General features: G+C 69.7%; 27 protein-coding genes. 9 read left to right on the top strand and 18 right to left on the bottom strand.

The window, feature by feature from the left end:
* Window positions 1–839, top strand: an 839-nt coding sequence (locus tag KUTG_RS29310) for an RNA polymerase sigma factor (RefSeq protein WP_043721299.1), incomplete at its 5' end; no start/stop codon positions are given.
* Between the two features lie 26 nt (window positions 840–865).
* Here KUTG_RS29310 and KUTG_RS29305 read toward each other — a convergent pair.
* From KUTG_RS29305 to KUTG_RS29260, 10 genes are all read right to left on the bottom strand, one after another.
* A complete protein-coding gene (locus tag KUTG_RS29305; RefSeq protein ID WP_043721298.1) occupies window positions 866–1,153 on the bottom strand; it encodes a hypothetical protein in 288 nt (95 codons plus the stop codon).
* Window positions 1,154–1,399: 246 nt separating this feature from the next.
* Window positions 1,400–2,245: a thioesterase family protein gene (locus KUTG_RS29300; RefSeq protein WP_043721297.1), complete on the bottom strand. Its 846-nt coding sequence runs from the start codon at window positions 2,243–2,245 to the stop codon at window positions 1,400–1,402.
* Window positions 2,242–3,168, bottom strand: a complete 927-nt coding sequence (locus KUTG_RS29295) for a proline dehydrogenase family protein (protein ID WP_043721296.1) — start codon at window positions 3,166–3,168, stop codon at window positions 2,242–2,244. The genes KUTG_RS29300 and KUTG_RS29295 overlap by 4 nt, the downstream gene beginning before the upstream one ends.
* 49 nt (window positions 3,169–3,217) lie before the next feature.
* Window positions 3,218–4,009: a sugar phosphate isomerase/epimerase family protein gene (locus KUTG_RS29290; protein ID WP_043721295.1), complete on the bottom strand. Its 792-nt coding sequence runs from the start codon at window positions 4,007–4,009 to the stop codon at window positions 3,218–3,220.
* A complete protein-coding gene (locus tag KUTG_RS54025; protein ID WP_052395552.1) occupies window positions 3,898–4,848 on the bottom strand; it encodes a hypothetical protein in 951 nt (316 codons plus the stop codon). Before KUTG_RS54025 ends, KUTG_RS29290 begins: the two co-directional genes overlap by 112 nt.
* Window positions 4,848–5,375: a hypothetical protein gene (locus tag KUTG_RS59140; protein WP_157494846.1), complete on the bottom strand. Its 528-nt coding sequence runs from the start codon at window positions 5,373–5,375 to the stop codon at window positions 4,848–4,850. Before KUTG_RS59140 ends, KUTG_RS54025 begins: the two co-directional genes overlap by 1 nt.
* Window positions 5,372–6,358: a Ppx/GppA family phosphatase gene (locus tag KUTG_RS29275; protein WP_052395551.1), complete on the bottom strand. Its 987-nt coding sequence runs from the start codon at window positions 6,356–6,358 to the stop codon at window positions 5,372–5,374. The genes KUTG_RS59140 and KUTG_RS29275 overlap by 4 nt, the downstream gene beginning before the upstream one ends.
* An 85-nt stretch (window positions 6,359–6,443) precedes the next feature.
* Complete coding sequence (locus KUTG_RS29270) at window positions 6,444–7,124, bottom strand: response regulator transcription factor (protein ID WP_043721293.1); 681 nt, start codon at window positions 7,122–7,124, stop codon at window positions 6,444–6,446.
* 73 nt (window positions 7,125–7,197) lie between these two features.
* Complete coding sequence (locus KUTG_RS29265) at window positions 7,198–8,481, bottom strand: sensor histidine kinase (protein WP_369794527.1); 1,284 nt, start codon at window positions 8,479–8,481, stop codon at window positions 7,198–7,200.
* Between the two features lie 211 nt (window positions 8,482–8,692).
* Entirely contained in the window at window positions 8,693–9,559 is an 867-nt protein-coding gene (locus tag KUTG_RS29260; protein ID WP_043721291.1) for an oxidoreductase, read from the bottom strand.
* 76 nt (window positions 9,560–9,635) lie between these two features.
* On the opposite strand from KUTG_RS29260, the gene KUTG_RS29255 reads away from it, so the two are divergent.
* Window positions 9,636–10,271 carry a helix-turn-helix transcriptional regulator gene (locus KUTG_RS29255; protein ID WP_157494845.1) on the top strand — a complete coding sequence of 212 codons (636 nt, stop codon included), beginning with the start codon at window positions 9,636–9,638 and terminating at the stop codon, window positions 10,269–10,271.
* A 51-nt stretch (window positions 10,272–10,322) separates the two neighbouring features.
* On the opposite strand, the gene KUTG_RS29250 is transcribed toward KUTG_RS29255, so the two are convergent.
* The gene (locus tag KUTG_RS29250; protein ID WP_043721289.1) at window positions 10,323–11,060 is read right to left on the bottom strand and encodes a phosphoglyceromutase; all 738 of its coding nucleotides are present in this window, start codon (window positions 11,058–11,060) and stop codon (window positions 10,323–10,325) included.
* A gap of 50 nt (window positions 11,061–11,110) precedes the next feature.
* Here KUTG_RS29250 and KUTG_RS29245 point away from each other — a divergent pair, with 50 nt between their 5' ends.
* Together KUTG_RS29245 and KUTG_RS29240 are read left to right on the top strand one after the other, a co-directional pair.
* Window positions 11,111–12,055, top strand: coding sequence for a hypothetical protein (locus KUTG_RS29245; RefSeq protein ID WP_043721287.1), 945 nt, complete (start codon window positions 11,111–11,113; stop codon window positions 12,053–12,055).
* Complete coding sequence (locus tag KUTG_RS29240) at window positions 12,007–12,258, top strand: hypothetical protein (RefSeq protein ID WP_043721285.1); 252 nt, start codon at window positions 12,007–12,009, stop codon at window positions 12,256–12,258. Before KUTG_RS29245 ends, KUTG_RS29240 begins: the two co-directional genes overlap by 49 nt.
* A gap of 39 nt (window positions 12,259–12,297) precedes the next feature.
* On the opposite strand, the gene KUTG_RS29235 is transcribed toward KUTG_RS29240, so the two are convergent.
* Window positions 12,298–12,501: a hypothetical protein gene (locus tag KUTG_RS29235; RefSeq protein ID WP_043721283.1), complete on the bottom strand. Its 204-nt coding sequence runs from the start codon at window positions 12,499–12,501 to the stop codon at window positions 12,298–12,300.
* 243 nt (window positions 12,502–12,744) lie between these two features.
* On the opposite strand from KUTG_RS29235, the gene KUTG_RS29230 reads away from it, so the two are divergent.
* Both KUTG_RS29230 and KUTG_RS29225 read left to right on the top strand, forming a co-directional pair.
* Entirely contained in the window at window positions 12,745–13,185 is a 441-nt protein-coding gene (locus tag KUTG_RS29230; RefSeq protein WP_052395548.1) for a hypothetical protein, read from the top strand.
* A 7-nt stretch (window positions 13,186–13,192) separates the two neighbouring features.
* On the top strand, window positions 13,193–13,720 hold the full coding sequence (locus KUTG_RS29225) for a GNAT family N-acetyltransferase (RefSeq protein ID WP_043721282.1): 528 nt from the start codon (window positions 13,193–13,195) through the stop codon (window positions 13,718–13,720).
* A 51-nt stretch (window positions 13,721–13,771) separates the two neighbouring features.
* Here the strand turns inward: KUTG_RS29225 and KUTG_RS29220 are convergent, their stop codons facing one another.
* Genes KUTG_RS29220 through KUTG_RS29210 form a run of 3 tightly spaced genes read right to left on the bottom strand, consistent with a single transcriptional unit; the run spans window position 13,772 to window position 15,853 of the window.
* Entirely contained in the window at window positions 13,772–14,146 is a 375-nt protein-coding gene (locus tag KUTG_RS29220; RefSeq protein ID WP_043721279.1) for a hypothetical protein, read from the bottom strand.
* 43 nt (window positions 14,147–14,189) lie between these two features.
* On the bottom strand, window positions 14,190–15,119 hold the full coding sequence (locus KUTG_RS29215) for a serine hydrolase domain-containing protein (protein WP_043721277.1): 930 nt from the start codon (window positions 15,117–15,119) through the stop codon (window positions 14,190–14,192).
* The gene (locus KUTG_RS29210) at window positions 15,116–15,853 is read right to left on the bottom strand and encodes a Clp protease N-terminal domain-containing protein (protein ID WP_043721275.1); all 738 of its coding nucleotides are present in this window, start codon (window positions 15,851–15,853) and stop codon (window positions 15,116–15,118) included. The genes KUTG_RS29215 and KUTG_RS29210 overlap by 4 nt, the downstream gene beginning before the upstream one ends.
* A 189-nt stretch (window positions 15,854–16,042) precedes the next feature.
* Between KUTG_RS29210 and KUTG_RS55480 the strand changes: the two genes are divergently transcribed.
* The 3 genes from KUTG_RS55480 to KUTG_RS29195 all read left to right on the top strand — a co-directional run bounded on the left by KUTG_RS55480 (window position 16,043) and on the right by KUTG_RS29195 (window position 18,926).
* Complete coding sequence (locus KUTG_RS55480; RefSeq protein WP_063753581.1) at window positions 16,043–16,348, top strand: hypothetical protein; 306 nt, start codon at window positions 16,043–16,045, stop codon at window positions 16,346–16,348.
* 904 nt (window positions 16,349–17,252) lie between these two features.
* Complete coding sequence (locus KUTG_RS29200; RefSeq protein WP_043721272.1) at window positions 17,253–17,729, top strand: DUF6294 family protein; 477 nt, start codon at window positions 17,253–17,255, stop codon at window positions 17,727–17,729.
* Window positions 17,730–18,065: 336 nt separating this feature from the next.
* The gene (locus KUTG_RS29195) at window positions 18,066–18,926 is read left to right on the top strand and encodes a tyrosine-type recombinase/integrase (RefSeq protein WP_043721270.1); all 861 of its coding nucleotides are present in this window, start codon (window positions 18,066–18,068) and stop codon (window positions 18,924–18,926) included.
* Between the two features lie 223 nt (window positions 18,927–19,149).
* Here KUTG_RS29195 and KUTG_RS29190 read toward each other — a convergent pair whose 3' ends face one another.
* From KUTG_RS29190 to KUTG_RS29180, 3 genes are all read right to left on the bottom strand, one after another.
* Window positions 19,150–20,718, bottom strand: coding sequence for an AMP-binding protein (locus tag KUTG_RS29190; RefSeq protein ID WP_043721269.1), 1,569 nt, complete (start codon window positions 20,716–20,718; stop codon window positions 19,150–19,152).
* A 393-nt stretch (window positions 20,719–21,111) separates the two neighbouring features.
* Complete coding sequence (locus KUTG_RS29185) at window positions 21,112–21,903, bottom strand: DUF4349 domain-containing protein (RefSeq protein ID WP_063753753.1); 792 nt, start codon at window positions 21,901–21,903, stop codon at window positions 21,112–21,114.
* Between the two features lie 209 nt (window positions 21,904–22,112).
* Window positions 22,113–22,640, bottom strand: a complete 528-nt coding sequence (locus KUTG_RS29180; protein WP_043721265.1) for a type III secretion system chaperone family protein — start codon at window positions 22,638–22,640, stop codon at window positions 22,113–22,115.
* Window positions 22,641–22,717: the final 77 nt, after the last annotated feature.

Raw genomic sequence — 22,717 nt, 5'->3', positions numbered from 1 at the left:
GCGCCAACCCTTCCCTGCCCCCGGCCGCCGCCGTCGCCCTCACGCTGCGTGCCGTCGGCGGCCTGACCACCCGTCAGATCGCCGACGCCTACCTGGTGCCCGAGGCCACCATGGCCCAGCGCATCAGCCGGGCCAAGAAGAAGATCGACGGCCAGCGCCTCGACCGCCCCGGCGACCTCGGCACCGTGCTGCGGGTGCTCTATCTCGTGTTCAACGAGGGCTACAGCGGCGACATCGACCTCGCCGCCGAGGCCATCCGCCTCACCCGCCAGCTCTTCGTGCTGACCGACGAGCCCGAGGTCTCCGGCCTGCTCGCCCTCATGCTCCTGCACCACGCCCGCCGCGCTTCCCGCACCGGCCCCGGCGGCCGCCTCATCCCCCTCGCCTCCCAGGACCGCTCCCGCTGGGACACCGGTCTGATCACCGAGGGCGTCTCCGTCCTCCAGGCCGCCCTGTCCCGCGACCGCCTCGGCGAGTACCAGGCCCAGGCCGCCATCGCCGCCCTCCACGCCGACGCCCCCAGCACCTCCGACACCGACTGGGTGCAGATCGTCGAGTGGTACGACGAGCTCCTGGCCCTCACCGACAGCCCCGTCGTCCGCCTCAACCGCGCCGTCGCCCTCGGCGAGGCCGACGGCCCCCAGGCCGGGCTGCGGGCCCTCGCCGACCTCGACCCTGCCCTCCCCCGCCACACCGCCGCCTCCGCCTACCTCCACGAACGCGCCGGCAACCTCCCCCAGGCCGCCGCCCTCTACGCCGAGGCCGCCCGGGTAGCAACCACCGTCCCGGAACGCGACCACCTCACGCGGGAGGCCGCCCGGGTACGTCAGCTGCTCTGACGTGTCGAGGCTCATGGGGCAGCCAATCACCCGATCGGGTAGCGGAGACTCCCGAACGTCGGATCAAGATCGCCAACACCCTGACCGCGCTGCCGCTGTCCGGGGCCATCGTGATCACAGAGATCACCAGCAACACAGCGCAGGAGAAGGCCCGCTGCCACCTGCTCCGCGCCCTGCTGCCCCGCTTCGAACACGTGGAGAAGGTCGCCGAGGTCGTGCTGGAGTCGCGCAGTGGCGGTGACAAGCACGACCGGCGGACCGTGGACCGGCTGCGGCGTTCCCACCAGGTCACCGGCGCGCTGCGGCTGAATCACGCGACCAAGGCATCGGCCCCGCTGAGCTGGATCGCCGACTTCGTGATCGGTGCTTGTGTGTGTGCCGAGCTGCACGACGACTCGGAGGCGGGGGATGCTGAATCGGGCGCACGCGATCGACGTGCTCAGGTGCTCCGGATAGCGCGAAGCCCGGGGTCCCACGACAACGCGGGCACGATCCCGGGCTCACTTCCGAGCGCGTCCGCGGACCGCTCAGCCTGTGGTGAATCCAGCAACGTGCAGGGGTCAGCTGCTGTTGGTCTCCTGGGGGCTCAGGGCCAGCTGGCGGGCCTGGCAGACCAGGCGGCCGGAGGCGTCGAGGATGGTGGCGTCCTGGTCGAACCACTGGCCGTGGACGGCGCGGGACTCGACCTGGGCGCGGAGCCAGCCGGGCTCGGGGCGGGCGCGGACGAGGCCGGTGAGCTGGACGGTGGGGGACCAGCCGAAGCGGCCGAGGTTGAAGGTCAGCGGCATGGCGATGTCGCCGGCGACCAGGGCGAAGAAGGGGTCGGGCTGCTCGCCGCCGCGGGGGCGGACCCACATGCGCAGCCGGAGGGGGTCGCCGGTGCGGCGTTCGAGGAAGCCGGCGCCGATGGGGTCGACGAGGACCTCGCAGGCGCGGGCCAGCTTGAAGACGCCGACGGCGTTGGGCAGGGAGCCCAGGTCGATGGCGTTGGCCGGCGGCAGCACGGGCAGCTCGGGGAGGTCCCGCCAGGCGGGGCGCTCCTCGGGCAGCTTGCCGACGGTGACCATGGACTCGACGCAGGCGGAACCCCGCTGTTCGAGGCTGACCCGGACGACCACGACCGTGCGGCCGGCCTTGCGGATGTCGGTCTTGAGCATCACCGGCCCGACCGACGGGGCGCGCAGGAACTGGGCGCTGACCGCGAGGGGGTCCAGCAGCTCGCTGCCGGTGCTCTCGACCACCTGGACACCGGCCCGGGCCAGCAGCGCGAGCAGGAAGCCGCCATGGGGCTTGGTGCCGACCGTCCAGTCCGGCGGCAGGTCCGCGATGGCGGTGCCGTCGCCGAGCGGGCGCACGGCGGAGGCGGCCGAGAACGGCCGGATCGCCGAGGCCTGTCCGGCGCTCATGACCGACCGACCAGGGACCGAAGGAAAAAAGCCGTGTTCGCGGGGCGTTCGGCCAGCCGCCGCATCAGGTAGCCGTACCACTGTTCGCCGTAGGGCACGTAGACACGCACCGCCTCACCTGAGTTGACGAGCCGTCGCTGCTCGTCGGGTCGGATTCCGTACAGCATCTGATATTCGTAGCTACCTGGTTTACGGCCGTACCACAGCGCGCGTTCGGCGATCACGGCGACAAGTCTCGGATCGTGGGTGGCGAACATGGGGTAGCCGCGACCCGCCAGGAGGGCGTTTGCGCAGCGTACGTAGCTGAGATCGACCTCGTGGGGGCTGGAAAAAGCCACCGTGACCGGTTCCGCGTATGCCCCTTTGCACAGCCGAACCCGGGATCCCGTGCCCGCCAGCGCCATGCAGTCGTCGAGCGTGCGCCGAAGGTACGCCTGCAGCACGGCCCCGACCCACGGCCAGGTCCGCCGCAGCTCGGCCAACACCCGAAGGGTGGAGTCGGTGGTCGTGTGGTCTTCCATGTCCAACGTGATCGTGGTGCCGCACTGCTCGGCCGCGGCGGCGATGCGGGAGGCGTTGTCGAGGGCCAGCCGCTCGTCCAGCGCCTGTCCCACGGCCGAGAGCTTCACGCTCACCTCGGCATGCCTGGACAGCCCGTCGGCGTGCAGGCGGTCGAGCAGCCGCAGGTACGCCTGCACGGTCTGTTCCGCGAGGTGCTCGTCGGTGGTGTGCTCGCCGAGGTAGTCCAGCGACACCGACAGCCCGTCGGCCACCAGCCGCGCGGTGACGCCGACGACGTCGTCGGTGCCCTCACCCGCCACGAACCGGCGCACGACGTCCCGACTCACCGGCGCGGTCGCCACGAGCCTGCGGACGGCATCGTTGGCGCCGGCCGCGAGGATCAGGGTTCGCAGCGGATGCACGGCGTGACTCTACGTCCCATCCGACGATCACGGTTACCGAAGTTACCGATCAGTTCTGCCCCAGATTGAGCCGTGCGAACAGCAAGGCCTCGGCCAGTTCCGCCGCCCGCTCGCCCGGACCGCGGGCCTTGCGGGTGTTGACCTCCAGCACGACCTGTCCCTCGAAGTCGGCGGCGGCGAGCTGCTCACAGAACGTGGCGCACGGCGCGGTGCCACGACCGGGCACGAGGTGCTCGTCGCGCGCGGCGCCGCTGCCGTCGGCGAGGTGGACGTGCACGAGGCCCTCGCCCATGCGCTCAGCCATGGCCAGCGGATCCATCTGCGCGGCGGCGGTGTGCGAGAGGTCCAGCGTGTAGTGCTTGTGCCCGGCGTCGGTCGGGTCGACGGACGGCTTGAACGCCGACAGCTCGGTGCCGCGCAGCCGCACGGGGAACATGTTCTCCACGGCGATCTGCACGCCGCTGCTCTCGTTGAGCTCATCGACCAACTCCGGAAAGCGCTCGGCGTAACGGCGCTGCCAGCGGAACGGCGGGTGCACGACCACGGTCGGCGCGTCCAGGACCTGCGCGGCGGTCACCGCGCGGCGCAGCCGGACCACCGGGTCGGAGGACCACACCCGCTGGCTGATCAGCAGGCACGGCGCGTGCACGGCCAGCACCGGCACCCCGTGCCGGTCGGACAGGTCGAGCAGGGCGTCCATGTCCTGGCTGACCGGGTCGGCCCAGACCATCACCTCGACGCCGTCGTAGCCGAGCTCGCCGGCCAGCTCGAAGGCCGCGGCGGCCGACTCCGGGTAGACCGACGCCGTGGACAGCCCGATCGGGATGTGTCGACTGGCCAACTAGTGCCGATCAGCCGCAGCGCGGCCGGCGACACCGTCACGATCAGTCCCACCAGCACGGCGAGCACCATGGTCTGGAGGTCGTCGGCCTTGCGGATGCGCCGCACGACGATCACCAGCGCGACGATGACCACGACCGCGGCGGCCAGCGCGGCCGCCGGCAGCCAGTTCCACAGGAACTGGAAGCCCAGCCAGAGGGCGGCGCCGCCGACGACGCCGATGGCCAGCTGGGCGATCATCATCAGCCACTGCTTGGCCGGGGAGCCCTCGGCCTGCTCCTCGTCCTCGTTCTCGTCCACGTCGAGCGCGCTGCCGACCCCGGCCGGGGCCGCGTCGTGGTCCACGGCGTACGCGAACGAGTTCTCCTGCTGGTAGTCGTACTCGTAGTCGTCGTCATCATCGACGAGCGGGCCGGGATGCGCCTGGGTGCCGGGGCCGGTGAACGGGCCGCCGTCATCGTCGTCGAGGAGCGGACCCGGGTGGGCCTGGGTGCTCTCGCCGACCGCCGCCGGGATGCGCGGCATCACATCGGTGACGCCCTCCTGCGGCGGCGCGCCGGACAGTCGGTTGACCAGCGGGTTCGGCGGCGGCGTGTCCGCGGTGATCGGCGGCAGGTACGTGGTGTCCGCGGTGGCGTCCACCGGCGGTGGCGGCGGCGTGCCGGGCGGCGTCGGCCGGTAGAAGCCGGTGGCCTGCGACGGCTGCTGCTGCGTGGGCTGCTGGGGCGCTTGCTGCGGTCCCCCCTGCTGCGGACCCTGTTGCTGCGGGCCCGGTTGCTGGGGTCCTTGCTGCTGCGGGCCCTGCTGCTGCGCGGACGGCTGCTGCGGACCCTGCCGCATCAGGTCGTTACGCGAGAGGTTGGTGCGGGACGACTCGATACGCGGCGGCGGGGGCGGCGGAGTCTGGCGGCCGGCGACGGGTGCGCCGGGCGCACCGGCGGGCGCATGCCCGTGGCGGTCTGCTGTGGGGAAGCGGCCGGCGGCTGCGGAGGGCCGGACTGCGGCATGGGGGGCGGCGGCTGCTGCGGCCCCGGCTGCGGCGGCTGCTGGATCGGCCGCTTGGGCAGCTGCTGCGAGGACGTCGCCACGGGCGGGGCCGGCGGTGGGGGCTGCTGCTGGAGCGGCTGTTGGGGCCGCACCGGCGGCTGGGCGCCGACGGTGGTCTCCTCGACGTCGTCGCGGATGGCCATCATCTCGCCGCTGTCCGACAGCACCCGTTCAATGATCGTCTGGGGTGACGTGTCGGACGGCTCGTCGGCCCGGCGCCGACGGCGTCTGGGCGCACTGTCCTCGGAGTTGGCCCCGTACTGGGCGAGCAACTCCGCGACCGTGCGCTGACTGCGCTCGGAACCGCTTTCTCGACTCATTGATTCCACCGTGCCCCGAAGTGCGCCGTCCGTCCAGTCTCGCCGGGCGGCGCCGCGCCGTCCGTGTGGTCCAGTCGCCGAAGGATGACACCTTCGCGCAGCGCCCAGGGGCAGATCTCGAGTTCTGTGAGTGACAACGCTCGCATGGTGGCCTCCGCCACGAGTGCGCCGGCGACCAGTTGCGCCGACCGGCCGGCGCTGACGCCCTCCAGCTCGGCGAGGTCCGCGGCGGACATCCGGGAGATGAACGCGATCAGCTGGCGCAGGCCGGCGTGGGTCAGCACCCGCCGCACCCGCGGCCCCCGGTCGGACGGGGCGGCGCCGGTCAGCCGGGCCAGCGTGCGGAACGTCTTCGAGGTGGCGGCCACCAGGTCGGGCTCGCCCAGCCGCAGCACCCGCTTGGCCACCGGGGCGATCTGCTCGTCCAGCCATTCCACGGTGTCGCGCAGCTCGTGCCGGCTCGGCGGGTCGTGCTTGAACCGCGTCCGGGTCACCCGGCCCGCGCCCATGGGGATCGAGCAGGCCAGGTCGGGGTTCTCGTCCCGGCCGACGGCGATCTCCAGCGAGCCGCCGCCGATGTCCAGGTTGAGCAGCCGGCCGGCCGACCAGCCGTACCAGCGGCGCACCGCGAGAAAGGTGTAGCGGGCCTCGTCCTCGCCGGACAGCACCTCGAGCTCGACGCCGGTCTCCTTGCGGACCCGGTCGAGCACGGCGGCGGAGTTACCGGCCTCGCGCACGGCCGAGGTGGCGAAGGCCATCAGGTCCTCGCAGCCGAACTGGACGGCCGAGGCCTTGCCATCGGCCACCGCCTTGATCAGCGTGTCGGCCCCGTGCTTGGACAGCGTGCCGCTGCCGGTGAGCTGCTCAGCCAGCCGCAGCACCGACTTCTCCGACGACATCGGCGTCGGATGGGCACCACGATGCGCGTCCACCACCAACAGGTGGACAGTGTTCGACCCGACGTCCAGCACCCCTAGGCGCACGCGGAGCACCGTACCTGGCGGGCGTGACAATCCCGTAATCCCCCATCCGGTGAAGCGCGTCCACCGGATGGGGCACGGCGCGGGATCAGGACTCGAACTTGTAGCCGAGCCCGCGCACGGTGACCAGGTGCTGCGGGGCGGACGGATCCGGTTCGATCTTGGACCGCAGCCGCTTGACGTGCACGTCCAGGGTCTTGGTGTCGCCGACGTAGTCCGCGCCCCACACCCGGTCGATGAGCTGGCCCCTGGTCAGCACCCGGCCCACGTTGCGCAGCAGGTACTCCAGCAGGTCGAACTCCTTGAGCGGCAGCGACACCTCGGCGCCGTCCACGGTCACCACGTGCCGCTCCACGTCCATCCGGACCGGGCCGGCCTCCAGGACCTGCGGCAGCAGCTCCTCGGACTCGCCGCCACGGCGCAGCACGGCCCGGATGCGGGCGATCAGCTCGCGGGCCGAGTACGGCTTGGTGACGTAGTCGTCGGCGCCCAGCTCCAGGCCGACCACCTTGTCGATCTCGCTGTCCCGGGCCGTGACCATGATCACCGGCACGGCCGAGCGCTGGCGCAGCGCCTTGCACACGTCGGTGCCGCTCATGCCGGGCAGCATCAGGTCCAGCAGCACGATGTCGGCGCCGTTGCGGTCGAACTCCTCCAGCGCCTCCTGGCCGGTGCCGGCCAGGGCGGCGGTGAAGCCCTCCTTGCGCAGCAGGAAGGCCAGCGGGTCGGCGAAGGATTCCTCGTCCTCGACGATAAGCACCCTGGTCACAGACCCTCCTCGCTGGCGCTCGTCGCGTCTGAGACCGATGTCCCTGTGCTCAATGGTGCCCTCGCAAGCTCGGTCACAGTTTTCCTCCATGATCGGGACTGCCGACACCGTCGACGGCGTCCACACCGTCCGCCCCGGTCGGGACGAGCCTGATGTCTCCGGTCGGGACGTGCCCGTTGTTCCTGTCGTTCACGGCCGGCTCGGGCCGCGTTCCTTCCGGTTCGTCGCCGGACCGCGGCGCGGGCGCGCCGTGGGCCGGGATCCGCAGCGTGAAGGTCGACCCGGTGCCGGGCAGACTCCACAGCTTCACCTCGCCGCCGTGGTTGGCGGCGACATGCTTGACGATGGCCAGCCCCAGGCCGGTGCCGCCGGTCATGCGCGAGCGGGCCGGGTCGGCCCGGTAGAACCGCTCGAACACCCGGTGCTGCTGGTCGGGGGCGATGCCCATGCCGCGGTCGGTGACCGCGATCTCCACGAAGCCGTCCGCGGTGCGGCGGCTCACGGAGACCGGGCTGCCGGGCTGCGAGTAGGCGATGGCGTTGTCGAGCAGGTTGCTCAGGGCCGTGACCAACAGGGTCCGGTCCCCGTCGACGACGAGGTCGCTGTTGTCGTCGGTGGTGATCTCGATGCCGCCGGACTCGGCGGCCAGCCGGCTGCGACCCAGCGCCTCGCGCACGACCTCGTCCACGGCCAGCGGGGTCATCTCCGGCAGCTGCTCGGCGCCCTGCAGCCGGGACAGCGCGATCAGCTCGGTGACCAGCCGGCCCAGCCGGGTCGCCTCGTGCAGGATCTTGCTGCTGAACCGGCGGACCTCGACCTGGTCGTCGGCGGCGTCCAGGACGGCCTCGGCCAGCAGCGCGAGCGCGCCCACCGGCGTCTTGAGCTCGTGGCTGACGTTGGCGACGAAGTCGCGGCGGATCGCCTCCAGCCGGACGGCCTCGGACTCGTCGTTGGCGTCGACCACGGTGAAGCCGTCGCCCAGCGGCCGGACCTCGCCGCGCACCGCCTCCGGCTGCCGGCCGCCGCGCGACTGGAGCGGCGACAGGTCGACCTCCATCACCTCGCCGGAGGCCGCCACCAGCTCGGCGGCCTTGCGGGCGCGGTCGTCGACCTGGCTGCCCCGGACCACGCCCAGGGCGGCGGCACGGGGGTTGTGCAGGACGACGTCACCGAAGTGGTTGAGCACGACGACGCCGTTGTGCGAGGAGTGCACCACGCGCTGGACGAGATCGGAGACGGTGAGGACGACCGGCTGCGATGAGGTCCGTCTGGCCAGCGTGCGGCCGATGAGGGAACCAACCAGCAAGCCGATCACCAGTAGGCCGATCGACAGGGCGAGATAGCCCGATGCGGTCACACCACGCATCGTAAGCAGGTCAGGGGCCTGCCGGCCTACCCCTCGACCAGCAACCGTGACACCGGTGACACCTCCGCACGCCACTGTTCCACGCCGCGTCAGCTCCCGTTCACCCAGTCGTGTCCTTGGGGTGTCACATGCGCTCCGCACGTGCCTCCAGGCGTCAAGTGCGGAGCGCATGTGACAACGGGGTCACCCGCGGGGGTGAACGTCAGGCGATGGCGTCGAGCGTGGCGACGTCGTCGGCCGACAGGCGCAGCGACGCCCCGGCGACGTTCTCCTCCAGGTGCCCGATCGACGACGTGCCCGGAATGGCCAGCAGGTTGGGCGAGCGCTGGAGCAGCCAGGCCAGCGCGACCTGCGGAACCGTCGCGTGGTGGTGCTCGGCGATCGTCTTCAGGCGCGGGTCGTCGACCAGCTCGAAGCCGCCCAGCGGGAAGAACGGCACGTAGGCGATGCCCTGGTCGGCGCAGGTGCGGACCAGTTCCTCGTCCCGGCGCTGGCTGATGTTGTAGAGGTTCTGCACGCAGACCACCGGCGCGATCTTCTGCGCCTGAGCGAGCTGGTCCTGAGTGACGTTACTCACACCGAGTTCACCGATCAGGCCCTGCTCGCGGAGCTGGGCCAGCACCGTGAACTGCTCTTCCAGCGGGGTGCCCTCCGGCTCGGCGAATCCCGGCATGCGGAGGTTGACCACGTCGATCCGCTCCACGCCCAGGCGCCGGAGGTTGTCGTGCACCGCCTCACGCAGCTCGTCCGCGCCCAACGCGTTCAGCCAGGCGCCCTCCTCGTCGCGGCGGGCGCCGACCTTCGTGACGAGGACGAGGCCGTCGTAGGGGTGCAGCGCCTCGCGGAGCAGCTCGTTGGCCACGTACGGGCCGTAGTAGTCGCTGGTGTCGAAGTGGTTGACGCCCAGCTCGACGGCCCGGCGCAGCACGGCGATCGCTCCGTCGTGGTCCTTCGGCGGGCCCATGATGCCCGGACCGGTGAGCCGCATCGTGCCGTACCCGAGCCGCGCCACCTGGCGGCCGCCGAGGTCCCAGTGGCCGGCATGCGTCGCCGAGATGTTCGATGTCATGGGTCCAGCGTCGTCTTCGCGCCGGGCGAACGCCCGCCGTTGGCCAGAAGTGTCCACGATGGCGGAGACTTTCCCCGTGGACCAAGTCGTCGTCCTGCACGGGGAGCGCGAGCTCGTGGCCCGGGCACAGCATCTGTTCATGGCCGAGCACGAGTTCACGTGCGCCGCGCGGGACATGGCCACCTGGGGCGCGATGGAGGTGCGGGCCGGGCTCATCGAGCGGATGCGCCGGCGCATCTCCTCCGGCGTGCGGGTGCGCAAGGTCTACAACCCCGAGGTGCTCTCCGAGGCCGCCGAGCTGACTCAGCTGGCCGGCGTCGGCGTGGGGATCCGGATCTGCCGGACGCCCATGTCCCACGAGACGATCATCATCGACCGCAAGGTCGCCATCACCGCTGGTCCGCCCGTCGACGGCGTGCGCAACTACGCGATCGTGCAGGCCCCGGAGGTGGTCGCCGGGCTGGCCATGCTGTTCGAGGCCACCTGGGATTCCGGCGTGGACCTCGGCGAGTTCGACGGGCCGGCGCTGGACGAGCGCAACCGCGAGGTGGCGCAGATGCTGGGCAGCGGGCTCACCGACGAGGCCTCGGCGCGCAAGCTCGGCCTGTCCCTGCGGACCTACCGGCGGCGCGTGGCCGAGCTGATGGAGCTGCTGGCGGCCGACTCCCGGTTCCAGGCCGGGCTGCGGGCCCGTGACCTGGGCGTGCGTTAGGAGTGTCAGGGCCGGCGGCGCTGGCGGCCCTGCGCGGTTCCGTTCTGAACGTCAGCGACCCTGGTTGGCGACGGCCTGGATGGCGTCCGCGGCCGCGTCCGGGTCGAGGTAGGTGCCGCCCGGCGTGATCGGCTTCAGGTTCTCGTCCAGGTCATAGCGCAGCGGGATGCCGGTCGGGATGTTCAGCTTGGCGATCGCCTCGTCGGAGACGCCGTCCAGGTGCTTGACCAGGGCACGCAGCGAGTTGCCGTGGGCCGCGACCATGACCGTCTTGCCAGCCGTGAGGTCGGGCACGATCGCCGACTCCCAGTAGGGCAGCAGGCGGGTGACGACGTCCTTCAGGCACTCCGTGCGCGGGGCCGTCGGGCCGAGGTCGGCGTAGCGCGGGTCCGCGTCCTGGCTGAACTCGCTGCCCAGCTCGATCTCGGGCGGCGGGGTGTCGTACGAGCGGCGCCAGAGCATGAACTGCTCCTCGCCGTACTCCTCCAGGGTCTGCTTCTTGTTCTTGCCCTGGAGGGCGCCGTAGTGGCGCTCGTTGAGGCGCCAGTCGCGGCGGACCGGGATCCAGTGCCGGTCGGCGCCGTCCAGCGCGATGTTGGCCGTGGCGATCGCGCGGCGCAGCAGCGAGGTGTGCAGCACGTCCGGCAGCAGGTTCGCGTCCTTCAGCAGCTCACCCCCACGCTTCGCCTCCGCGAGGCCCTTGTCGGACAGGGGGACGTCCACCCAGCCGGTGAACAGATTCTCGGCGTTCCAGATGCTCTCACCGTGACGAAGCAGGACAAGGCTCATGGCGGCAAGCCTGCCAGACCGGTTGTGGTGATCCACTACCGTCACCTCCCGTGAGGCTCCTGCCGGCCGTGGCCGCCCTGCTCCTGATCAGCTCCGGCGTCGCTCAGGCGACGCCCCTGTCGGTGGAGCACGTGCTCGGCGCCGCCGAGCACTACGAGGTCGGCGGCACCACGCTCCGTGTCTACGGCTCCGACGGCCGCGTCTGCGTCGAGGACAACCGGGTGCCCCGCTCCCTGCGCTTCGGGTCCTCGGTCAGCTCCTCCGCCTTCGTCAGCGGCGCCTCCCGCGCCGGCTCGCGCTTCCTGTTCGACGCCCTCGATCTCGACGTCGACAATGCCGACGGCACAAGGACTCTCACCCTCGGCATCGGTCCCGCCGAGGCCACCTGGGTCGTTCCCCTGCACCTGACCGTGCACGCCGGCGAGGTGCCCGTCGACCTGGACCCGTCCGGCACCGAGATCATCACCGTGGAGTCGGTCGCCGGCGACCACATCCTCCGTGGTTACCCATCGTTCGGACACGGCCGTCCCCGTGTGCGCGGCACCTACCCCGCCGCCCTCGGCGGTCTCGGTTCGCTGGCCCTGCAGTACGAGGGCGCCCTTCGTTTCGGCGTCTCCGACATCTACTTCCCCCTGGCCTACGGCGACGACCGGCTGTACTCCGACACCGAGTCCGGCACCATCGTCTCCGCGGTTCGCGGCGGCCGGTTCTCGCCTTTGCAGGCCCCCGACGGCAGCATCGCCGACGGCCTCCAGCTCAGCTCCGACGGCGTCGCCCTCGTGCACACCTTCGCCGGCTACTGGCTGCTTCGCCGTGGGCAGTTCACCCTGCTCCCCGACGCCTGGTTCGCCGGTCTTTCCTCCCCGGCGCTCTCTCACCGGGCGGCCGCTCCGTCGCCTTCGGCGTCTCCGCGCCGTCGCCCAGCGTGCCCACCCAGGTCGTCACCGTGGACCTTGCCGGCGGCGCCCGGCGCACCTACTCCCTGCTCGACGTGACGCTGCCGTCCCTCGCCGGCCTCGCATTCTCGGCGCGCCACCCCGGCCGGCTCTACCTGTTGCGGCACAGCCACCCCGTGAGCATCCATCAGCCCGTCACCACCCAGCTCCAGTCCCTGGACCTGGTCAGCGGCGTGCCCACCGCCGTCGGCTCGTCGACACCCGAGTACGCCCCTCGGCTGTTCCCCGCCGACGTCAGCTGACCTCGAAACCGGTTACGCCGTGGCGTTTTCCTTATTTCGTCACAGCGGCGGGCACAGCCCCGGCAGCGCCGAGTCCCCCTCACAGAGGTAACAGACGCGTCCCGCGTTCACCGTCCTCGGCACGCCGCCGAGGACACCCAGCACCGGGTGCGCGATCTCGCCCACGCCCCCGCACAGGTGACACACCGTGCGTGGTTCGCGGTAGTCCGGGAGCAGCTCCTCGTTCTCCTCGTCGCCGCCCATGTCAGATCGCAGACACCATGCCCCGCACGGTACAACGCGTTGATCAGCAGCGATACCGGCAATTGCCCGCCGATCCGGTGAAACTCGCCCGATGGACGTACCCTGATGGGGCACGCCCCGTCCCTCCCCCCATGACGGAGGCGGGCACCGACTGCCCCGGAACCCACCCCCCTGGTCCGGGGCAGTCCCTTTACCCGGCCACCTTCCTCAGCTGCCTTTCTCGGTGGCTCACTCTGTCGTCCCGTGTCTATCGTCGGCATCGTGCAGCTCCCCCGCGGCGCCACCGGTTTCCGGCATGTGGACTCCCCACCCCTCGCCACCGTCGACCTCCGCGCCTTCAAGGCCTGGGGTCATTCCGTCGGCCACGTCCTCGATTTCCACCCCGCCGGCCCCACCCCCAACTTCCACCTCTTGACCCTCCGCCTCCCCTCCGGCGACCTCAGCGTCGTCTGCCACGCCTCGCTGCCCTTGATCGCCTTCGCCCCCGTGCCCTTCGACGGCTCCTTCCTCTCCCGCCCCGACCTCGCCCCCTCGTTCTTCGGTTTCGACACCCTGACCGCCGAGGCCCTGGCGACTCCCCTCGCCCGCGCCGACCTCTCCCTGTTGGACGAGGCCGAGCACCGCCAGATCCGCCACTGGCGCCCCGCCACCGTCGGCGAGCTCCTCTTCAACCACTGGGACTGATCACGTCATGAGCGCCCCCACGTTGACCCTGCGCCCGGTTACGTTCAATGACTGGCCAGCGGTGCATTCCTGGGGCCGCTTGCCGCAGTTCTGCCGTTTCCAGCCCTGGGGCCCCAATACCGAGGAGCAGTCGCGGGCGCACGTGCAGGCCGCGATCGACGCTTGGTCCCGCACGCCGCGGGAACGTTGGGTGTACATGGCCTTGGCGGACGGCCACCCCATCGGCTCCGGCGAGGTCCGCCTCCACAGCCGCGACCATCGTCAGGGCGAGATCGCCTACGGCATCCACCCCGACCTCTGGGGCCGTGGTCTGGGCACCTCCGTCGGGCATGCCTTGCTGGCCATCGGCTTCTCCCAGCTCCACCTGCACCGCATCCGCGCCACCTGCGACCCCCGCAACCTCGGCTCCGCCGCAATCCTCCGCAAACTGGGCCTGACCTACGAAGGCCACCTCCGCCACACCCTCCTGCTCCGCGACGGCTGGCGCGACTCCCTGGTGTTCAGCATCCTGGAAGACGAGTGGGTCCCCCGGTGAACGAGCTCAATCCCTTGGCAGCAAGGGTTTCCGAAACGACGCGGCCGTCGATCACTCGGCTTCGCACCGTCGGAAGACGTCGCCGAACTCCTCGATGTCGAGGAGGCCACCGATCACCTGGACCATGTTGTCGATGCCGGGTTCACGGACGATCACGCCGTCGGAGCACCAGAAGTAGCGGCCACCAAGGGCTTCGCCGGTCCGGGTCCATCTCTCCATCAGGCGGGCGACCGCCGCGAGGGTGAACATCGTCGCGGTCCATCGCGACCCGTCCGCCAGCACGACCACGACGTCGATGTTGCACACCGCGTCCAGATCCTCTTCGCCGTCGGGCAGGAAGGACGCCTCGAAGCGGCCCGTGCGGACGCGATACCAAGGTTTGTCCCAGCCCTGTTGGACGTTTTCCGACGACGCAGGCTTGTCCATCACAGAAGTATCGCTCCGCCCAGCGACGACTCTGCCCGCCACCTCATAGTGCGGCCCGCACCATCAGTGCCACCTTCATGAACTGCTGTGGACTCACGGTGTCGACCGGGGCCGGCGGCTCCGCGCCCTGGGAACGGGCGAGGACGACGTCGTCGGGCACGGACCGCTGGTGCACGATCACCAGCCCGGGCGGCACGCAGAGCAGGTACTGGCCGAAGTTGCCGATCGCCAGGAAAGACCCGCGCCCCAACAACCTTGGGAGCCACCAGAGGTAGCCGTAGTCGAGTTGCACCCCGGCGCCGCGGTCGACCTGGACCGACGTGCTCTCGGCCACCCATGACTCGGGCACCACCTGTCGGCCGTCCCATTGACCGTGCTGCAGCATCATCGCGCCGATGCGCCCGAGGTCGCGGGCAGAAAGGAAGAAGTGGTGGGCGAGGTGCTCGGACACGTCCGCGCGGCCCAGCAGTCGCTGGCGTCCCGGGTCGAAGTCGTCGAAGCCGAGGGGCGCAGCCAGGTCCTCGGCGAGCGCGTCGAAGACGGACCGTCCGGTGCACCGCTCGTAGATCGTGCCGAGGGCGTTGAAGTCCCAGTTGTTGTAGTGGAACAACGCTCCCGGCGCCTGCGAGCCCCGAGCCGGCCCGTCCCGCTCGGGGCCGGCCACGGTGGCCGGCGGGTGATAGACGCCGGAGCTCGACGTCAGCAGATCACGCACCGTGGCGCGGCGTTCCTGCGGCAACAGCCCGCCGATGTCGTCGATGCCGAGCTCGTCGAGGGTCGCGTCGAGCCGGATGGTCCCGGCGGCCACCGCGGGTCCATAGAGGACGGACAGGACGCTTTTCCGTGCTGAGGCCAGATACGACGACACAGTCGTCGCGCCGTGATCGAGCACGACCCGGCCCCGGTCGAGCGCGAGGAAGGCCGTGGTCGGCAGGGCATCGAGCGCGTCGACGACCTTCCGCAGGGCCGTCATGCCTGGTCCCCCGTCGTACGTCCGGCGAGCCCGAGCACCTGGGCGAGCGCCGCCTGCCTGGTGATGCCGTACGCCGTGAGCGCCTGACCGGCGCGGCTGCCCGGCGCGCGCAGGAGGCCGAGGAAGAGGTGCCCCACGGCAACGCCGTGGCCGTGCGCCTCCGTGACCGCACCATCGATCGCCCGGCGAACGTCCGGGCCGATCGCTGGCCGCGCGAGGCCGTCCGCCGCGGCCGGCCCGTCATCGTCCGCCCCTTGCCCGAGAGCCGCACGAACCTCCGCCGGATCGGCACCGAGCGCACGGATGACGTCACCGGCCAACCCGGCCGGGTCATCAAGTACCGCAAGCAGAAGATCCCCGCTGTCCACCGCATCGTGGCCCAGCCGCTGGGCGCGTCCCTGGGCGTGGCGAAGGCACCCGAGCGCGCCGTCGTCAAACCGGTCCAGGACTCCGGTGCGGATGAGATCGTCGATAGTCAGCTGCGCCATCAACGGCGCGTACCGCTGTTGCGCCCCCTGCCTACTGAGTCCGCGGGGCGCGCCGATGTCCGTCCACGAACACCCCTCGGCCCGTGCCATCTCCACGAAGAAGCCCACCAGGCTTTCCCCGAGAGTGCTGAGCTCACCGGCAATCCGCTCCGCCGCAGCGATCTGCCGCACCGGATCGCGCGGCTCCGCGATGCCGTCAAGCAGCACCAAGCCGACAAGCTCAGGCAGAGCAGGCATCTCAGACATGTCAACATGCTAGTTGACGGATGGCAGGTGTCAACTAGACAGTTGACGTTGCCGAGGTCTTCCACCGCCGGCCGGCACGTGGGCCGGGGCTGTCGAGCAAGGGGCTACTTGGCCGTCTCCCGGGCACGGAGGTCCTCGCGGAGTAACTGCGTGTTCCAACCTCAGCAAGCCGGTGACCAGGTCGAACAGATGGATACTGTCGGCAAGTCGGTGGATCTGTTCCGTGGTGGTTCCGCCAGCACGCGGGCGCGTGCTCAAGCCCGAGGTGGCACACTGGGTACGCCGGTCCGAGGAGGTGGCCATGACCACGAGCAGTGCCGACCAGCCCAGCAGGCAGCGCGCCCGACGACGGACGAGCTGTTGGAGGACCTGCTGCACAGCAAGCCGGCCATGACCATCGACGACCTGGCGTGCGATGGCATCTTCGAGACCGACGAGGAGGTGGACGAGTTCATCGCGTTCACCTACGCCGAGCGGCGTCGGAACCTCGCCTGAGCAATGGCGTCGCCGGTCGTGCTGGACACCGACGTGGTGTCGAAGAGGCTGATCAGCTGGTTGCGGTGGTGAAGAACCGGCTCAAGCGGATCCAGTACCAGCCGGAGTTGATCGATGCTTTCCTCGCTCACACCGGGCTGAAGCTCGACCCGACACCCCATGCGTGTCACAGCAAATATGCGGGTGGCAATTATTGGTCTTTGCCACACTCCTGCCAGTCGATTGTCTCGACATAGCAGGCTGTCAGTAGTAAGCAGGATATGCGTGCTGGCAATTGCGCGTACCGACAATTGCGACAGACACCGCCCAGATGTCGGGTGCCCATACTTCTGGCCAGACAGAGGAGGAAGAAGATGTGCAAACGTCTACAACAAAGCACACCCCGCATCGATGCAATGTCACTGAGCTAAAAGTCGCTTAGCTAAAAATGATCAAGCTTACGACCTCCGCCTATCCGAGGCCGACTGCAAGCGGCCGCAGGCGCGCGCGATCGCGGGGTTGACTCAATCGCCCTGGTCAACGGGCCGGGGTGTCGAGCGGAACCATCGAGATTAACTTAGGTTAGGTGACATTTAAGTCTAGGCATATGCGTGACTATCGGCGCGCCACCCCATACCCGCAAAGCTGGTATCGCCGATTAACAAAGGAGTCGGATGCGCTAAAGGCCTAATGTAGGGTCAGGACCTCAAGCTGATCATGTTAAATCGGCCTTGACCTGCGGAGACGCGAAGCAGGATGAGCGTCCTAAATAACCCTTACCGGTGTTTCACTGCCACGAGAGGTTCTCCGTGCAGCAAGCTCGCCCGATTAACTCATCTGACCGTTCACCAAGGAGAAACTAAGTTTCTACACCGAGTAACCAGGTGCAACCTTACATTTCCCACTAGTATCTGGGGAGGAATTCATGAAGGGCAATTTTTGGGGGCTCAACGCGGTTCTCGCCATCACTGCTGCTGGCGCAGCGCTGCTGGCCAGTGTTCCGGCCGCGCAGGCCAGCGTTCCGACCGGGGCACACCCCAGCCCCGCCAGCCCTGCGCGCGCCACGAGCACGCTCGACGAGAAGTCGGCGGTTTGGGACGAGCTGCACGTGGGTGACTGCCAGCAGGACAACGGCACCATAGTCATCCGCTCCGACGGAACGGGGGACTGGAGCGCAGACACGCTCACCTACCACACCGTTTTTGGTGACATCTGGCACTCCAGCTTCGATTTCTACACCACGGCCGGGTTCCACCTGTTCGGCGTGGGCACGTTCGATAGCCCGCACATGAACAGCGGCAACCCGCCACCACGCTACCACTGGGGTGCTCACTTCCTTTTTAACCCGGCGGATTTCAACGGCGTCGACATTTTCAAGACCATGCAGCACTACAGCTGCTGATCGGTCGTGGCCATCAGTAAGCAGGGGTCCGGCCCCGAGGCCATGCCACTCAGGAAAACCACCCTGTTGACCAGGGCTAGTAGCACACGATCTTGATAGGTGATCACCACGAAAGGAGGGGCTTCGCGCCATCCCGTCGACCTGGCTGTGCCCGATCACGCGTGTCAAGGGGGCACGTTCGCCCGGACCGGCGGCGGACGCTGGGACGGCCCCCTTGACGCGCGTGATTGCCCTCGGGGAGGTCGACGGGATGGCGCGGAGCTAGGCCGGGCCTCGCGTCCGATCACGGAGTTGTCGACGCGGCCGGTAGTTCGGCAACTCCTGGAGTCGGCTCCGATGACGCTGTTGATGTCGGGGAAGCCGGCTGCGCCGTCGACTGTGGAGAAGCGGCGGCTGGTGTTGCATCGCCTTGTGGCGGACGCCGTGGAGCGGGAGGTGCTGACGTTCAATCCCCTGGCAGGGCTGACCGGGCGGGCCTCGATGGGTGATGACGTGGCGGTGGACGAGGTCGATCCGCGAACGGTGGTGAATCCCCGTCAGGCACGGCAACTGTTGGCGGCCTGCACCTACGTCTCTGATCGTCAGAGCCGTGATCAGGGCCAGCGGCTGCACGCGTTCTTCGCCTGCCTGTACTTCGGCGGTCTGCGGCCTGGTGAGGCGCTTGGGCTGCATGGTGAGGATTGCGTGCTACCCGATGAGGGCTGGGGTGAGCTGGTCCTGTGTCGGTCGTTCTCGGCGTCGAATGCCCGGTACAGCGATGAGGGCCGGGTGCATGAGGAGCGGGCGTTGAAGCGTCGGGCTCGGCGGGAGATTCGGCGGGTGCCGATCCCTCCCGAGTTGGTGGTAATCCTGCGGGAGCACATGGAGGTCTACGGGACGGCGTCGGACGGTCGGCTGTTCCGCGGTTCGAAGACGGGGCAGGGCGTGCCGGTGTCGGTCTACACGCGGGCGTGGAAGAAGGCTCGGGTAATCGGGCTCGCGCCCCACCAGGTCGGTACGTCGCTGGCGGCTCGGCCGTACGACCTGCGGCACGCGGCGGTCAGTACATGGCTCAACGGCGGGGCTGATCCGGCGGAGGTGGCGGCTCGGGCGGGACACTCGGTGGCGGTGCTGCTCAAGATCTACGCGAAGTGCGTCGACGGGAACCGCGAGGTGATCAACCGGAAGATCGACCGGGTTCTGCGTGATGAGCACTGATAGCGTCGGTGAGCGAGTGAGGACGACCCTCGGACCTGTGGACCAGGTCCGAGGGTCGTCCCTCGTTCTACGGCCTGCTCAGGCCCCGCGCGGAACGTTCCGCGACTGTTCCGCGAGCCGTGGCATCCGGTGCGCCTCAGCCGCACCCGGTGACACCCACTCGGTCACACCTGAGACGGGCATCTGCGCTGGTAGAAGGCCTGTTTGCCGGGGCTCGGCCGGCTCACTTCGGGGCGGATTCCCGGGCGCGGAGGTCCTTGCGGAGGATCTTGCCGGAGGCTGATTTGGGGATGGCGTCGAGGAATTCGACGACGCGGACCTTCTTGTGGGGGGCGACGCGGTCGGCGACGAAGGTCATGACGTCGGCGGCGGTGAGGGAGGCGGAGGGCTGGGGGACGACGAAGGCCTTGGGGACCTCCTCGCCCTCGGCGTCGTGGACGCCGATGACGGCGGCGTCGGCGATCTGGGGGTGGGTGAGGAGCAGGGCTTCGAGCTCGGCGGGGGGAACCTGGTAGCCCTTGTACTTGATGAGCTCCTTGACCCGGTCGACGATGCTGACGATGCCGTTCTCGTCGATGACGGCGACGTCGCCGGTGTGGAGGAAGCCGTCGGCGTCGAGGGTGGCGGCGGTGGCCTCGGGGTTGTTGAGGTAGCCCTTCATGACGTTGGGCCCCTTGCACCAGAGCTCGCCGCGTTCGCCGGGGCCGAGTTCGTCGCCGGTGGCGAGGTCGACGATCTTGTTCTCCATGTTGGCGACGATGAGGCCCACGGTTCCGATGGCGATGTCGTCGCGGGTGTCGGGGATGATGTGGCTGACGGGGCTCATCTCGGTCATGCCGTAGCCCTGCTTGATGTTGCAGCCCAGGCGCTTGTGGACGGCCTCGGCGAGCTCCTCGTCCAAGGGCGCGGCGCCGGAGAAGAGGACCTTCATGGCCGACAGGTCGTAGGAGTCGACGATGGGGTGCTTGGCCAGGGCGACGGCGACGGGCGGCGCGATGTAGACGCGGTCGGTGCGGTGCTCGGCGATGACCCGGAGGAACTCGACGAGGTCGAACTTGGGCATGGTGACGACGGTGGCGCCGATGGCCAACGCGTGGTTGAGGGTGACCTGCATGCCGTAGATGTGGAAGAACGGCAGCACGGCCAGCACCCGCTTGATGGCGGAGCTGTCGACCATGGCGTCGGTCTGCACGATGTTGGCGACCAGGGCCCGGTGGGTGAGCATGACGCCCTTGGCCCGGCCGGTGGTGCCCGAGGAGTAGGGCAGCACGGCGAGGTCCTCGGCGGTGTCGAAGGAGATCGACGGCGCGGGGGCGGTGCTGGCGAGCAGGTCGGAGAGGCTGGTGTGCCCGTCGGCCTTGTCGAACACGAACACGTCGGTGATGCCGGCCAGCTTGGCGGCGGCGGAGGCGCGGTCGAGGAAGGCGGAGACGGTGAACAGCGACTTCGCGCCGGCGTCGGTGAGCTGGCCGGCGACTTCCTCGGCGGTGTAGAGCGCGTTGGCGGTGGTGGCGACGGCGCCGGCCCGCAGGACGCCGTGCAGGGTGATGGCGTAGGCAGGGCTGTTGGGGGCGAAGATGCCGATGACATCGCCCTTGACGACGCCCCGCTCGGCCAGCGCGGCGGCCAGGCGGTCGACGGCGGCGGCGAACTCGCCGTAGGTGACGGTGAGGCCGCTGATCCCGTCGATCAGCGCGGGTCGGTCGGCCTTCTCGGACAGGCCCCGGAAGATCAGCTCGTGCACGGGCTGCGTGGGGATGTCGACATCGGGATGGGAACTGCGAAAGACCATGGCGACCCTGCCTTGCTCGCTTCGACACCTGCGACCCTGAGGACCCTGCCACGCGCACCGGTGGTGAGCGAGCCCACACGCGAGTCGACCTTGATGTTGTTCCCGCAAGGACCGTCGTTACGACACTCCATCGTGATTCACACTGATGGAGTAGCGAATCTACTTGTGGTGGGCATTATCGGTCTGCGAAGTTGTCTTCGCCCACCGGATCGGCTCTCACACTCCCCGATCCGGCGAGTGCGGCGCGGTTCGTCCCCCCGTCGAACCGCCGACCCGCTACGGCCCCCTGCGGCACCCCCTCGCCCAGGACCGCCGCCGCGGCGGGTGAATTGACGTGGGACGGCCCGGGGCCTCGACTCCCCTTCGACCCGGGACCGTCCCACGGTTCACCTCTCACGGCGCCGCCTGCGGCCTGGCCTTCCGACGACGGATCACCAGGTACACCACGGCAGCGGGAATGCCGATGACCAGCACGAACGGCAGCAGGGCGCCGAGACCGACGCCGATCCCGTTGAGGGTGGCGATCAGGGCGTGCCACCCGCCGGCGAGTGCGCTGAGGAAGCTGGCCTGGGCCTCGGGCGGGGGCGCGGGAGTGTCGGTGCGGCTGACCTCGACGGTCACGGTGGACATGGCGACCTGGGCGGCGAGGGAGTCGTGGCGCTGTTCGAGGGACTCGAGATCGGCCTCGCGCTTGGTCAGCTCGCTCTCCAACGCGGTGATGTCGCTGAGTGACGAAGCCTTGTCCATCAACGCCCGTACGCGGTCCACGCTGGCACGCTGGGTAGCCAGCCGGCTGGTCACGTCGACCATCTCGTCGGTGACGTCCTGGGCGTGCTCGACCCGTGAGGTGATGTCGCCGAAGGATCGCAGCTGGTCGAGCACGGACTCCAGCTTGTCGGCGGGCACCTTGAGGGTGAGGGAGCCGTGGTCGTCGCTGGAGTTCTCGTCGCTGGAGTAACCGCCGGCGGCCGTGGCGGCCTGCCGAATGCCGGTCACGGCCTCGGTGACGGTCTTCTTGGCCTTGAGGCTGATCGTGGCCGTGCGGACGATCTGCCGGCCGTCGGCGGCGGGCAGCGCCGTGGACTGGGCGCCGGACTGGCTGCCGGGTTGGGCGCCGTTGACCTGCGGCGCCTTGGCCGAGTCGCCGCTGCTCGACCCGGCGCTGTTCGGGGCGACAGCCGACATGCCGGTGTTGCTGCTGGAGCCGGCGGAACAGCCTGCGAGCACAGTGCCGGCGAGCAATGCTCCAGCGACAGCGACAACGGCCAGTGTTCTTCGGGTACGGGACATCCTGCGCCTCCCCTTCTCGGATTCGTCCAGGGGACGGAGGAGGAGGGGTGGGGCGTTGCGGGCGGAACGTCACGATCGGGACTCGCCCGGAAGAAAGCAGCCCGTCAGCTCTCGTCGGCTACGGCGGGGTGGTCGCCGGCGGCGCCGATGAGGTGCTGGAAGGCGCTGAGGTTGGCCAGGGACTCGCCGCGGGAGACGCGCCAGTCCCATTCGCGGCGGATGGCGCCGGCGAAGCCGATCTCCAACAGGGGGTTGAAGTCGCCGTCGGCGGCCTCGAGGACCTGGCCGAGGAGGCGGTCGAGCTCGTCGGGGGTGACGGCGTGGAGGCCGATGCGGCCGACGAGGTAGATGTCGCCGCGGTCGTCGAGGGTGTAGTGCACGCCGTAGAGACGGGCGTTGCGGCGCAACAGGAAGCGGTAGACGGCCTCGAAGGACTCGTCGGGGCGGCGGCAGACGAAGGCCTCGACCAACAGGGCGTGGTCGGTGACGATGAGCCAGCAGTTGGTCTGGAGCTTCTTGGTGCCGGGCAGGGACAGGAAGTAGCGCCCGGGGCCGCGGCGGTCGTAGGAGATGCCGCTGTCCCGCAAAGCGGAAGCGATCACAGCGTCCAGCTCGTCCAGTGTGGCGGTCACACCGTCACCTCCCGTCGTCGCACCTCCGACAGGAAATCACCGCGCCGAGGAGTACCCGGCCAGGAGGGCATCGGTGG

This window comes from Kutzneria sp. 744 (assembly GCF_000568255.1).
In the GTDB taxonomy this organism is placed as follows: Bacteria; Actinomycetota; Actinomycetes; order Mycobacteriales; family Pseudonocardiaceae; genus Kutzneria.
The sequence above is the reverse complement of the archived record's forward strand: the minus strand, read 5'-3'. Positions and strand labels throughout refer to the sequence as shown.